Genomic DNA, 13,800 nt, shown 5'->3' on the forward strand with positions numbered 1-13,800 from the left:
CACGTTCGCGTCTCACCGCACGTCAGCCGCTCCGTCGGTCGTGACGGCCGCTGGCCGGCATCCAGCCCTCCCGGCTGACCGGTTCATCCCCGCCGCGCTGGCCCTCTTGATTGGCGCCGCGCTGACCGCATGTTCGAGTATGGACGACCGCCTGGGCGATGCGCAGGTGCGGCCGATGGACCGACCGGAATGCCAGGTCGGCAGCCAGCGTCGCGATCTGGATGCCGGGGTGCCGGCACTGATCGGTGGCACCGGGTGCCGCGGTACACCGGACGCCCCGCAACCCCTGAACCGACAACCGGCCAACGCCGTCGAGCTGGGTAGAAAGCATGACTGACGCAATACCGGTGGCCGCCGTGCGGCTGGATGTGTGGCTGTGGGCCGCACGGTTCTATCGAACCCGCAGCCTGGCCAAACAGGCGGTGGAAACCGGCAAGGTGGATGTGGCCGGGCAACGCCCGAAATCCTCGCGCGCGGTGCGCGTGGGCGAAGCGCTGCAGATCAGCCGTGGCGATGAAGTGTTCGATATCGAGGTGCGTGGGCTCAGCGAGATGCGCGGCCCGGCTCCGGTGGCGCAGCAGTTGTATGCCGAGAGCGAGGCCTCGCTTGCACGCCGCGCGGAACTGCGCCTGCAGCGTGCCGCCGCAAAGAACGGTTACCAGCCGCCGGAGCATAAGCCGGACAAGCGTGCGCGTCGGTTGATCCGCGCGCTGGGGGATCTGGACGCGCTGTGATCTGCATACTGCACGCATGAAAAAACCGGACCATGCGGCCCGGTCTTTGTCTGTGCCTACGGTGTTGAATCAACGCAGGTCGTAACGGTCCAGCTCCATCACCCGCGCCCAGGCAGCGACGAAGTCGCGAACGAACTTCTTCTCACCGTCCGCGCTGGCGTAGACCTCGGCCAGGGCGCGCAGCACCGAGTTCGAGCCGAACACCAGATCCACGCGGCTGCCGCTCCAGCGCTGCGCGCCGGTACTGCGGTCGCGGCCGCTGTAGCCCTCGCCACTGGCGACCCACTGCGTCCCCATGTCGAGCAGGTTGACGAAGAAGTCGTTGCTCAATGTGCCGACGCGATCAGTGAACACGCCGTCCTTGCTGCCGCCGACGTTGGTGCCGATCACCCGCAGGCCGCCGACCAGGGCGGTCATCTCCGGTGCGGTCAGCGTAAGCAGCTGCGCACGATCGATCAGCAGCGCCTCGGCCGGCACGCTGTAGCGGCCCTTGACGTAATTGCGGAAGCCATCGGCATACGGTTCCAGCACGGCGAACGATTCGACATCGGTCTGCTCCTGGCTGGCATCGGTGCGGCCCGGGTTGAACGGCACGCTGACCTCATGACCACCGGCCCTGGCCGCCTGCTCGACGCCGACGTTGCCGGCCAGCACGATCAGATCGGCCAGCGAGACCTGCGCACCGCCGTCGCCGGTGAAGCCGGCCTGGATCTTCTCCAGCGCGGCCAGCACCTTGCCCAGCTGCTGCGGCTGGTTGACGGCCCAGTCCTTCTGCGGGGCCAGGCGCACACGCGCACCGTTGGCGCCGCCGCGCTTGTCCGAGCCGCGGAAGGTCGAGGCCGATGCCCACGCGGTGGAAACCAGCTCGCCCGCGCTCAGCCCGGCCGCGCCGATCTGCTGCTTCAGCGCGGCGATGTCCTGCGCGCTGAGCGGGGTCTGCGGGGCCGCCGGCACCGGGTCCTGCCAGACGAATTCTTCGGCGGGAATTTCCGGGCCGAGGTAGCGTGCACGCGGGCCCATGTCGCGATGGGTCAGCTTGAACCACGCACGGGCAAAGGCATCGGCGAAGGCCTGCGGATCGGCCAGGAAGCGGCGCGAGATCTTTTCGTAGGCCGGGTCCACACGCAGCGACAGATCGGTGGTGAGCATGGTCGGGCGGTGCTTCTTCGAGGGATCGTGCGCGTCGGGAATGATCGCCTCGCTGTCCTTGGCCACCCACTGGTGCGCACCGGCCGGGCTCTTGGTCAGCTCCCACTCGTGGCCGAACAGGATCTCGAAGAAGTCATGGCTCCACTGCGCCGGGGTGCGCGTCCAGGTCACTTCCAGGCCGCTGGTGATGGTGTCGCCGCCCTTGCCGGTGCCGTACTTGTTGGCCCAGCCCAGGCCCTGGCTTTCCAGGCCAGCCGCTTCCGGTTCCACATCGACGTTGTCGGCCGGGCCGGCGCCGTGGGTCTTGCCGAAGCTGTGGCCACCGGCGATCAGCGCGACGGTTTCCTCATCGTCCATCGCCATGCGGCCGAACGTATCGCGGATGTCGAAGGCCGCCTTGAGCGGATCGGGATTGCCATCCGGGCCTTCCGGATTGACGTAGATCAGGCCCATCTGCACCGCGGCCAGCGGGTTCTCCAGATCGCGCGAGTGGATGTCACCGTCCGCGTCATCGTCGGAGACCAGCACGCCGTGGTCTTCCTGCACGCCTTCGGAGCCATGCGCATAGCGCACATCACCGCCGAGCCAGGTGGTTTCGCGGCCCCAGTACACATCCTGGTCGGGTTCCCAGGTATCCGGGCGGCCGCCGGCGAAGCCGAGTGTCTTGAAGCCCATGGATTCAAGCGCGACGTTGCCGGTGAGCACCAGCAGGTCAGCCCAGGAGATCGCCTGGCCGTACTTCTGCTTGATCGGCCACAGCAGGCGGCGTGCCTTGTCCAGGCTGACGTTGTCCGGCCAGCTGTTGAGCGGGGCGAAGCGCTGCTGGCCGCGGCCGGCGCCGCCACGGCCATCGCCGATGCGGTAGGTGCCGGCGCTGTGCCAGGCCATGCGCACGAACAAGCCACCGTAGTGGCCGAAGTCGGCCGGCCACCAGTCCTGCGAATCGGTCATCAAGGCCTTGAGGTCGGCCTTGAGTGCGGCGTAATCCAGGCCCTTGAAGGCCTCGGCGTAATCGAATGCCTCATCCAGCGGATGCGACCGGGTCGAGTGCTGGTTGAGCAGGTCCACCCGCAGCTGCTTGGGCCACCAGTCGCGGTTGGTGGTGGCATCGCCGACGAGGGCGTGGTTGAACGGGCACTTGGCTTCGCTTTTCATGGGTATCTACCTGTGTACTGGCGAACGTGGCCACCATCGGCGTGGCGGAGGCGATGGCGACGTCGGAAAGGTTGCCTGCACATCGGGCCGTGGGGTACCGCGATGTGAAGGCGTGCCTACACGTTAGCCATTGCTGTTCATTCGGTACATTCGAATGAATCAACTAATGCGATAGGCGTAGGCTATTTCGAGCGCGTGCCCTCAGCGCTTGCCGAACAGGCCGCCGCCGAGCTTGAGCAGATCGCCAACGCCCAGCTGCCCATCGCCGTCCTGGTCCAGCACGGAGGTCAGCAGGCCACCGCTGTTGGGACTCTGTGCTTCCTGGCCGAGGGCTTGGCTGAGCTGACCCGGGCTGGCGTTGCCGCCGCTGGCGAAGCGCTGGGCGAGATAGGACATGACGATGGGGGCGAGGATGGCGAGCAGTTGGCTGGTCTTGCTGCTGTCCAGCCCGGTGGCTTGGCTCAGGCCCTGGGTGGCGCGGTCGGTGTTGCCGCCGAAGACATGGCCGAGAATGCCGGCGCCATTGGTCGCATTGCCGCCCCCGCCGCCCAGCACGCTGCCGAGCAGCCCGCCCAGATCGAAGCCGCCCCCGGCATTGGCCGGCGCATGGTCACGCTGCAAGGCGCCCAGCAGTGCCTGTGCGCCTTGGGGTTCCTGCGCGTTGCGGCCCATCGCGCCGAGCAGCAGGGGCAGGGCAGCGCCCACTGCGGTGCTGGCCTGGTTGGGGTCGATGCCCAGCTGCTGGGACACCTGCTGCAGGCCTTGGCCCTGCTGCAGTTGCTGGAAGAGGGACGCGGCAAGTGATTCGGTATTCACGGCGGACTCCAGGGCAGGGATGGGAACCGCCAGAGCATAGCGCTGCGTTCACTACGGGAATGCGAAGAATTCACGCGGGCCCACGCGGACACCCGACCAACGGTCGGGTGCTACCGGCTCTGCGGGGAGCCGGCCAGCGGCCGGCACTACGGATCGTCAGAGCAGCGTCTTCAACCGGTACAGCGCTTCCAGCGCCTGCTTCGGGGTCAGCTCGTCCGGATCGATCGCGGCCAGCGCGTCCTGCGCGGCGGTGTTGGGCGCGTTGAACAGGCCGAACTGCTGGGGTGCATCCAGCGCCTGCGCGGCGACCACCGCCGACTGCGTGTCGTGGCTGCGCTGTTCCAGCTCGGCCAGGCGACGACGCGCCTGGGCCACGGTCGACTTGGGCAGGCCGGCCAACGCGGCCACCTGCAGGCCGAAGCTGCGGTTGGCCGGGCCATCCTTCACGGCGTGCATGAACACCAATGCGTCGCCATGTTCCACCGCATCCAGATGCACGTTGGCGATGCCGCTGGCACCGCCTTCGTGCTGTTCGTCGGCCAGTGCGGTCAACTCGAAATAGTGCGTGGCGAACAGCGTGTAGCAGCGGTTCTGATAGGCCAGATGGCGTGCGACCGCATCGGCAAGCGCCAGGCCATCATAGGTGGACGTGCCGCGGCCGATCTCGTCCATCAGCACCAGCGACTGTGCGCTGGCGTGGTGCAGGATGTAGCTGGTTTCGGCCATTTCGACCATGAAGGTCGACTGCCCGCGGGCCAGATCGTCGCCGGCGCCGATGCGGGTCAGGATGCGGTCGATCGGGCCGATCACCGCGCGGCTGGCGGGCACGAAGCTGCCGATATGGGCCAGCAGCACGATCAGTGCGTTCTGGCGCATGTAGGTGGATTTGCCGCCCATGTTGGGGCCAGTGATGACCAGCATGCGGCGGTCCGGATGCAGGTCCAGATCGTTCGGTTCGAACGGCTGCTCGCGTACCGCTTCGACCACCGGGTGACGCCCACGCTCGATCTTCAGACACGGCGCGGTCTCCAGTTCCGGACGCGCCCAGTCCAGCGCCTGCGCGCGTTCGGCGAAGCCGGCCAGCACGTCCAGCTCGCTCAGCGCGGCGGCACACTGCTTGAGCGGCTCCAGCCCGCTGGCGAGGATGTCCAGCAGTTGCTCGTACAGGAACTTCTCGCGGGTCAGCGAACGTTCGCGTGCGGACAGCACCTTGTCTTCGAAGGACTTCAGTTCTTCGGTGATGTAGCGCTCGGCATTGGTCAGCGTCTGGCGGCGCGTGTAATGCACCGGTGCCTTCTCGGACTGCCCCTTGCTGATCTCGATGTAGTAACCGTGCACGCGGTTGTAGCCGACCTTCAGCGTGGCGATGCCGCTGCTGATGCGCTCGCGCTGTTCCAGATCGATCAGGAACTGGTCCGCATGCGTGGACAGGCGACGCAGTTCGTCCAGCTCGGCGTCGTAGCCTTCAGCGATGACACCGCCATCGCTGAGCTTCAGCGGCGGGGTCGGGGCGATGGCGCTGGCGAGCAGGTGCGCGCACTCGTCATGCGAGCCCAGTGCATCGTGCAGCGCGATCAGCCGCGGCGAATCCAGCGGGGCGAGCACCGCGCGCACCTCGGGCAGCAGGCCCAGGCCATCGCGCAGCGTGGAGAAATCGCGCGGGCGCGCCGAGCGCAGCGCGACGCGGGTGAGGATGCGTTCCAGATCGCCCAGCGCACGGAAGGCATCACGCACGTCGCCCTCGGCACCGCGATCGATCAGCGTGGCAACCGCATCGTGGCGATGCACCAGCACCTCGCGCAGGCGCAGCGGGCGGTGCAGCCAGCGCCGCAGCAGGCGACCGCCCATCGGCGTCACTGTGGTGTCGAGCACGCCAAGCAGGGTGTTGCGGGTATCGCCATCGACCCGCGTATCCAGCTCCAGATGGCGGCGCGTGGCCGCGTTCATGGCGATGGCTTCGCTCGCGGTTTCCGTGGCGATCGCGGTGAGGTGCGGCAGGCGTTGCTTCTGGGTTTCTTCGACATAGCCGAGCAGGGCGCCGGCGGCGGCGGTGGCGCGCGGCTTGTCGTCGATGCCGAAACCGGTCAGATCGTGCAGTTTGAAGAAACTCAGCAGCTGGCGGCGACCGCTGTCGGCATCGAACAGCCACGGCGCGCGGCGACGGATGCCATTGCGGTATTGCAGGAAGGCGGGCCAATTTTCTTCATCGGGCACCAGCAGCTCGGCCGGCTCCAGGCGCGCGAGCTCGGCTTCCAGCGCATCGTCCGAATCGACTTCGTTGACCAGGAAGCGGCCACCGGCCAGATCGGCCCAGGCCAGCCCATAGCCGTTCTTCCCCCGCGAGAGGGCCATCAGCAGGGTGTCGCGGCGCTCGTCCAGCAGCGCCTCGTCGGTCACGGTGCCGGGGGTGACGATGCGCACCACCTTGCGCTCGACCAGGCCCTTGGCCAGTGCCGGGTCGCCGATCTGTTCGCAGATCGCCACGGACTCGCCCAGGGCGACCAGACGCGCCAGATAGCCTTCGTAGGCATGCACCGGCACACCGGCCATCGGAATCGGCGCGCCGCCCGAGCTGCCGCGCTGGGTGAGGGTGATGTCCAGCAGCCGCGCCGCCTTGCGGGCGTCGTCGTAGAACAGCTCGTAGAAGTCGCCCATGCGGAAGAACAGCAGCAGGTCCGGGTAATCGGACTTGGCGGCGAAGAACTGCTTCATGAGGGGGGTGTGCTCGGCGGTCCCCTTGCTGTCTTTGGCTTTCAGTTTGGAATCAGTGGTTTGCAAGAAACGTCCTTACGAATACGGGCGGTCGATCCGGGCCGTGCGCGGCAGGCAGGCCGGCCGTCATCAAGGCGCCCAGTTTAAGCCGAGCCATCGGAAATTCCCCGGCCGCGGGTCAAACGCACCGGGAAGGGCAGGGGCGCGGGGCGGCAATGCCGATGGCAGGATGGGCCGGCCCGCGATGCCGGGCGGTGCTGTTCGCTGGCCCGGCCGTCACCATCGGCACTCCCCCGATCGATACAAAAACTATCCAATGAATGTCCGGGGCCGCACTTTTTACGGGCTTTTAATTCTGCAGACTGCGCGGGTTGATGAGGGAAAACCATGCGTAGCAAGCTGTTCGTCCCCGGGGCACGCCCGGAACTGTTCGACAAAGCCATGGCCAGCCAGGCCGATGCACTCTCGTTCGATCTGGAAGACTCGGTTCCCGAGGCCGGCAAGGCCCAGGCGCGTGCCCACGTCGCCGACGTCCTGCTACGCGCGGCCACCCGGGCCAGCGGCAAGCGGTTGATCGTGCGTACCAACGGCACCAGCAGCGCGCAGTTCGATGCCGATCTGGCGGCCGTGGCACTGCCCGGCGTGAGCCTGCTCAATCTGCCCAAGATCGAATCGGTCGCCCAGTTGCTGGCCGCGATCGCCCGGCTGGAGCGGGCCGAGCAGGCCAATGGCGTGGAGCGCCCGATCGGCCTATTGATCAACATCGAAACGCCCAAGGCGCTGCGCAGGGCCGCGGAGCTGGCCACGGCGCATCCGCGCGTGGCCGGCCTGCAGCTCGGGTTGGGCGACCTGTTCGCGCCCAATGGCATCCACCGTGAGCTCAGCAACGTGCATGCCACGCTGTTCGCGGTGCGCCTCGCCGCGGCCGAAGCCAACGTGTTCGCCTGCGATGGCGCCTTCCCGGACGTGACCGATACCGAGGGCTTCCTGGCCGAGGCACGGATCGCCCAGCAGCTGGGCTTCATTGGCAAAAGCTGCATCCACCCGCGCCAGGTGGGGCTGGCCAATGCCACCTTCAGCGTGCCGCCGGCGATGCTTGAGGAGGCCCGCCGGATCGTCGCTGCTTCGGCGAGCGCCGCCGGCAACGGCCACGGCGCGTTCCTGTTCGAAGGCCGGATGATCGACCTGCCGTATCTGCGCCGTGCCGAGGCCCTCCTGGCCGCGGCCTCTCCTCCGGTCGCCTGACGGCGGCAACCGGATGCATCGACCCCTTTCTCATTCCTGCGCGACGGCCTGCATCGGCCACGCCGCGCTCTTTCCGGGTGATTCCATGCTCAAGCCTGTCCCGTTCGCCTTCTTCTCGTCCTTGGTCCGGCGGTGTGCACGCTCGGCGCGCCTGCTTGCTGCCGCAGTGCTGCTCACCGGCAGTGGCGCGGTCGCCGCCGAAAGCCTGACTACGGTCAGCTCGGGCAGCCTGCCCGCACTGCCGGCACCCGTATCGGCGGCCGGGCTCCTCCACGTGGACGGGCGCATCGTTGCGCTCAGCGAAGGCCATGGCTGGGCACTCAGTGCGGACAACACCGCGTGGGAGCCGCTTAAGGTGCCGGCGGCGACGCCGGGCAGGGTGGTGAAGGGCAGCGCCAGCATCGCCGGGCGTACCTACCTGCTGGACGGGCCGGACGTGAGGATCGATGCGCTGCAGGCGCTGACGTTGCGCGCCGGTGCGCTGGTTCTCGATACTCCCGTGCCGCTGCCGCAGCCCTTGAGCAACGCCCAGGGAGCGGCGTTCAACGATGCACTGTTCCTGATCGGCACCGACGCTGGCGGCGTCACCCAGTTGTATCGACGCGGGGCGGCGGCCGCCTGGCAGCATCTTGAGCAGGTGCCGGCTTCCGGTGTGCCGCACGCATTGCAGGCGCAGAAGGGCGCGCTCTACCTGGCCACCGCTGTGGCTGGCCAACCCGATCAGCTGTGGCGCCGCAACGCCGACGCCAGCTGGCAGCAGGTCGCGTCGCCGGACGGCACGATCATCGCCGGCTCGATGCGCGCGCTGGGCCAGGCACATCTGCTGATGCTGGTGAACGACGGCAGCGGCGTGACCCAGGCGCGCACCTTCCACACCATCACCGACGCATGGACGACACTGGACACGCCGATTGCCGCAGCACCGCAGGCCGTCACGGCGTGGGGCAACGGACTGGCCTGGGCCACGGCGGGCGCCACCGGCAGCCAGCTCCAGTACGCCGAACTGCAGGGCGGCAAGCACCTGCTGCGCTGGCTGGATTGGACGGTGATCGGCGTCTATCTGCTGGCCATGCTTGGGATGGGCTTCTACTTCTATCTCAAGGACCAGAACGCCTCCACGGCGGACTTCTTCGTCGGTGGGCGCTCGATTCCGTTCTGGGCGGCCGGCATCAGCCTTTACGCCACCAACACCAGTTCGATCAGCTTCATCGCCATCCCGGCCAAAGCGTTCGATACCAACTGGCAGTACATGACCAACAACCTGATCGCGGTGATGGGGTTGATGTTCGTGGCGGTCTGGATCGTGCCGCTGCTGCGTCGGCTGGATCTGATGAGCGTGTTCTCCTATCTGGAGACGCGCTTCCATCCGGCGATCCGGATGCTGTCCAGTGCGCTGTGCATCGTGATGCAGATCGGCAGCCGCATGAGCGTGATCCTGTTCCTGCCGGCGCTGGCGATCTCCACCATCACCGGCGTGGATGTGGTCTGGTCGATCATGCTGATGGGCGTGTTCACCATCATCTACTCCACCGTGGGCGGCTCCAAGGCGGTGATCTGGACCGACGTGGTGCAGGTGATCGTAATGTTCGGCGGCGCGCTGTTCGCCATCGGGTTCATCTTCATGCAGACCGGTGGCGATCTGCCCCAGCTGCTCAACGCAGTCGGCGCGGAAGACAAGACCAAGCTGTTCGATTTCAGCTTCGACCTGACCAAGGCCACCGTGTGGGGCTTCATCTTCCTGGTGGTGTTCGATGTGGTGCTGACCTTCCCGAAGGACCAGGTGCTGATGCAGCGTGCGCTGTCCACGCGTTCGGACAAGGAAGCCGGACGCTCGATCTGGACCTTCGCGGTCATCATGATTCCGGGTGGCTTCGTGTTCTACGGCATCGGTACGGCCCTGTGGATGTACTACCGCAACAACCCCGAGCGCCTGAATCCGCTGCTGCCGATCGATGCGACCTTCCCGCTGTTCATCGCCGCCGAGCTGCCGGCCGGTGTCACCGGACTGATCATCGCCGGCATCTTCGCTGCGGCGATGTCGACCCTGTCGAGCATCATCAACTCGATCTCGACCCTGGTCTCGGTGGATTTCTACCAGAAGCTGGTCAAGGACCCGAACGAAAAAACCGCCGTGCGCGTGGCCGAATGGTCCGGCGTGGGCGTGGGCCTGATCGGCATCGGCATCGCGCTGGTGATGAGCCGCTATGACATCCATTCGCTGTTCGATGTCTCCATCGAACTGGCCGGCCTGCTCGGCGGTGGTTTTGCCGGTGCCTACACGCTGGGCATGTTCACCCGCCGGGCCAACGCACCGGGCGTGGCGATCGGTGTGGCCGGCTCGATCCTGATCACGCTGATCTGCTGGAGCATGAACCTGGTGCACCCGTACTTCTATCTGGCGATCTCGATCCTGCTGTGCATCGTGATCGGCTACGTGGCCAGCCTGTTCTTCCCGGCGCCGACCCGCTCGCTCAAGGGGCTGACCATCTACAGTGATACCCCGGCCGAAGCGGCAGCCCCATGACCAGCACCGTTGAGGCGCCGGCGCGCGGGCCATTGGTCCAATCGCATTGCGCCAGTCGCTCGTGTAGCGTGCTCACGCGCTGAGAGGTGATCCGTGGAAACCCAGTTCCTGAGTACGTTCGTAACGGTGGTGGACCGCGGCTCGATGGCTGCCGCGGCCCGCTCGCTGCATATCACCCCGGCTGCGGTCGCCCAGCAGATCCGCACGCTGGAACGTGAACTCGGCGCGCCGCTGATCGCCCGTGCCGGGCGCACCGTCAGCGTTACCGAGGACGGCGCGCGCATCCTGCAGCGGGCGCGCGACCTGCTGCGCCAGGTCGCCGATCTGCGCAGCGTGGCCAATGAGAACGACCTGGCCGGCGAGCTGCGGCTGGGCGCGTGCCCGACCGCACTGGCCGGCCTGCTGCCGGACATCCTGTCGCGGATGGTGGCGACCTTCCCGCAGATCAACGTCTTCATCAAACCGGGTTACTCGGCCGATCTGTACCGCGCGGTGGAGGCCGGCGATCTGGATGCGGCGATGGTGCTTCAGGCGCCGTTCGCGTTGCCCAAGACCTGCAAGTGGCAGCAGCTGCGCGAAGAACCGCTGGTGGTGCTGGCGCCGGCCCATCTGGCGGGCCGTGACCCGCACGAGCTGCTGCGCGAGCAGCCGTTGATCCGCTACGACCGCCACGAATGGGGCGGTCGTCTCGCCGATGACTATCTGCGACAGGCCGGGATCGTGCCGCGCGAGCGGTTCGAGCTCAATGCACTCAATGCCATCGCGGTCATGGTCGACCGCAGGCTTGGCGTGTCACTGGTGCCGGATTGGGCCAAGCCATGGCCGGAGGGCCTGAATGTGGTGCGCATTCCCTTGCCGCAGTGCAGCGAACCGCGCCGGATTGGCGTGGTCTGGTCGCGTTCGTCAGTGCGCATCCGCCTGGTGAACGTGTTGCTGGAGGAAGCGCGCGTCGCATTGACCGAGCCGCAACGCTGATACCACGGGTTTTCGCGCGGTGCGCCGTGCGAAGCGAAACAAATCCTAGGCTTTGAACATACCTGAGCGCAGTTCTATCGCCATGACGCCGCGCCTAGGCTCTCGCCTCGTTGCCGGACAGGACGTGGAAACCCGCAAGGGAACCGCATCGACCGGCGGAAGGGCGAAAGCCCACGCGCGTCATCGGTGGCGACGGCTCCCCGGCCGGCTGTCCCGCATTTCCTTTTTTGGGGGGGAGAAACGAATGATCAAGCCACTTTCCGCGGCCATCAGCACTGCACTGTTCGCCTGTGTCATCAGCCCTGCCATGGCGCAGAGCACGACGCCCACCGATCTGGACCAGGTGATCGTGACCGGCAGCCGGACCCCGATCTCGATCGAGAAGGTTCCCGGTGCAGTGACCGTCGTGAACCAGGAACAGGTGCAGCGCACCCTCAACCTGACCGAAGACGCCACGGCCGTGCTGGCACGCATGGTGCCGGGCTACTCCGAATCCTCCCAGGCAATGAGCAACAGTGGCGAGACCCTGCGCGGCCGTGTCGCGCTGCGCCTGTTCGACGGCGTGCCGCAGGGCTCCCCGCTGCGCGAAGGCAGCCGAAATGGCACGTTCACCGACATGGGCGTGATCGGCCGTATCGAGGTCATCAACGGCCCGTCGGCCGCCGAGGGCATCGGTGGTGCCGGTGGCGTCATCAACTATCTCTCCAAGAATCCTGAAGTGGAGGGCCACCAGACCACGGTCAGCACGCGCTACGGCACCCAGTTCAAGGATGACAGCGGGCAGTCCAAGATCGGCATCACCCACACCTTCAAGGGCGACGCCGCGGACTTCCTGATCAGCGGCGCCTACATCGACCGCGGCATCGCCTACGACGGCGACGGTCGCCGGGTGGGGTTGAACACCTCCGGCTCGCTGTCCGACTCCTACAGCAAGAACCTCTTTCTGAAGGGCGGCTACAACTTTGGCGAGGGCCAGATGCAGCGCATCCAGGCCAGCTACAGCAATTTCCATATTGGTGGGAAGCACAACTACATTCCGGTCGAAGGCTGCCGCTACGACGCCGTGGAGTGCCCGATTCCGAGCACCAACACCGCCGAAAAGGGGTCCATCGCCGGCTCGCTGGCCGAGTTCAACGATTTCGAACAGTTCGCTGCCAAGTACACCCATGCTGACTTCTTCGGCGGTGACCTGAGCGTGGACCTGTACTGGGCAAAGCAGGCGATGCGCTATGTGCCGGAGAACGGCGCCGACCGCCAGCTGGTCAAGCCGGCGCCGCCGGAAGCCGACCGCATCTGGGACCAGTCGGAGATCAACTCCGAGAAGAAGGGGTTGCGTGTGGCTTATGCCTACGGCGACCTGTTCGCGGTGGAGGGTCTGCGCCTGCGCACCGGCCTGGACCTGGTGGAAGACACGGCCGAACAGCGCCTGGCGTTGACCGACCGGGTCTGGGTGCCGCCGATGAAGTACACCAGCCTGGCGCCGTACGCGCAGCTGAGCTGGGACATCGGCCCGGTGACGCTGGATGCCGGCATCCGCCGCGAAGACGGTGAGCTGGAAATCGACGGTTACACCACCACCGCCTACCGCGACTTCACCCCGGTGCAGGGCGGCAAGCTCGACTACAAGGCCAACCTGCCCAACTTCGGTGCGATCTGGCGCATCACCGATGCGTGGTCGGTGTTCGCCTCGTACTCGGAAGGCTTCGGTATTGCCAACGTGGGCATCCCGCTGCGCAATATCCAGGCCAACAGTCCGTGCAAGGCAGTGGCATGCATCGCCGATCTGCAGCCGCTGATCACCAAGAACAAGGAAGTGGGCTTCAACTGGCGCGGCGAGCAGGCACAGGTCGGCATCTCGGGCTACCGCTCGACCTCCGAGTTCGGGTCTTCGCTGACGGTGGACAAGGTGACCGAGGACTTCATCCTCACCCGTGCGCCGACCCGGATCGAAGGCATTGAGATGAACAGCGCCTGGACCTTCAACGACCAGTGGAAGGCGACGCTGCTGTACTCGCGGATCCGCGGCCAGACCCAGTACTACGACGGCTCAGGCCTGAACAAGGAGATGGGCATCCTCGACATCTCCCCGGACAAGGTCAATGCCTCGCTGACCTGGACACCGAATGATCGTTTCAATGCGACGCTGGGCGTGAGCCGTACCTTCAGCCGCGACCTGCGCGAGACCTTCGTCAATCCGTCCAACGGCGCGGTGTACCGCAATGACGAGGATACCTACGGTTACGCGTTGTGGGATCTCAGCATGAACTACGACACCGGGACCTACGGCAAGCTGTCGCTGGGCATCGAGAACCTGCTGGACAAGCAGTACGTGCTGACCTGGTCGCAGTTGCCGGGCTGGCAGAACTTCTTCTCCGGCCGTGGCCGCATGGTGTCGCTGACCCACACCTTCACGTTCTGACCGTCACCGCGGACCGGCGCTGCGACGCACTGCAGCGCCGGTCCGTTTTTCTTGCCTTACCCTGTCATGAC

9 protein-coding genes are annotated in these 13,800 nt (G+C 66.5%); 6 read left to right on the plus strand and 3 right to left on the minus strand.

Features of this window, described 5'->3' with window-relative positions; genetic code table 11:
• Positions 1–139: 139 nt before the first annotated feature.
• Positions 140–337, plus strand: coding sequence for a hypothetical protein (locus tag ABE463_RS15665; protein WP_259261394.1), 198 nt, complete (start codon positions 140–142; stop codon positions 335–337).
• The gene (locus ABE463_RS15670; protein ID WP_346468780.1) at positions 330–734 is read left to right on the plus strand and encodes a S4 domain-containing protein; all 405 of its coding nucleotides are present in this window, start codon (positions 330–332) and stop codon (positions 732–734) included. Before ABE463_RS15665 ends, ABE463_RS15670 begins: the two co-directional genes overlap by 8 nt.
• Before the next feature lie 69 nt (positions 735–803).
• Here ABE463_RS15670 and katG read toward each other — a convergent pair whose 3' ends face one another.
• From katG to mutS, 3 genes are all read right to left on the minus strand, one after another.
• Positions 804–3,038 carry a catalase/peroxidase HPI gene (gene katG / locus ABE463_RS15675; protein ID WP_346468781.1) on the minus strand — a complete coding sequence of 745 codons (2,235 nt, stop codon included), beginning with the start codon at positions 3,036–3,038 and terminating at the stop codon, positions 804–806.
• A gap of 201 nt (positions 3,039–3,239) precedes the next feature.
• Positions 3,240–3,854, minus strand: a complete 615-nt coding sequence (locus tag ABE463_RS15680) for a DUF937 domain-containing protein (RefSeq protein ID WP_346468782.1) — start codon at positions 3,852–3,854, stop codon at positions 3,240–3,242.
• A 156-nt stretch (positions 3,855–4,010) separates the two neighbouring features.
• Entirely contained in the window at positions 4,011–6,632 is a 2,622-nt protein-coding gene (mutS, locus tag ABE463_RS15685; protein WP_346468783.1) for a DNA mismatch repair protein MutS, read from the minus strand.
• A gap of 321 nt (positions 6,633–6,953) precedes the next feature.
• Between mutS and ABE463_RS15690 the strand changes: the two genes are divergently transcribed.
• From ABE463_RS15690 to ABE463_RS15705, 4 genes are all read left to right on the plus strand, one after another.
• The gene (locus ABE463_RS15690; RefSeq protein ID WP_346468784.1) at positions 6,954–7,811 is read left to right on the plus strand and encodes a CoA ester lyase; all 858 of its coding nucleotides are present in this window, start codon (positions 6,954–6,956) and stop codon (positions 7,809–7,811) included.
• Positions 7,812–7,896: 85 nt separating this feature from the next.
• Entirely contained in the window at positions 7,897–10,335 is a 2,439-nt protein-coding gene (locus tag ABE463_RS15695; RefSeq protein WP_346468785.1) for a sodium:solute symporter, read from the plus strand.
• Between the two features lie 93 nt (positions 10,336–10,428).
• Positions 10,429–11,310, plus strand: coding sequence for a LysR family transcriptional regulator (locus ABE463_RS15700; RefSeq protein ID WP_346468786.1), 882 nt, complete (start codon positions 10,429–10,431; stop codon positions 11,308–11,310).
• Between the two features lie 244 nt (positions 11,311–11,554).
• Positions 11,555–13,729, plus strand: a complete 2,175-nt coding sequence (locus ABE463_RS15705; RefSeq protein ID WP_346468788.1) for a TonB-dependent receptor — start codon at positions 11,555–11,557, stop codon at positions 13,727–13,729.
• Positions 13,730–13,800: the final 71 nt, after the last annotated feature.

The sequence above is a fragment of the Stenotrophomonas sp. TWI819 genome, assembly GCF_039673075.1.
Classification (GTDB): Bacteria; Pseudomonadota; Gammaproteobacteria; order Xanthomonadales; family Xanthomonadaceae; genus Stenotrophomonas; species Stenotrophomonas rhizophila_B.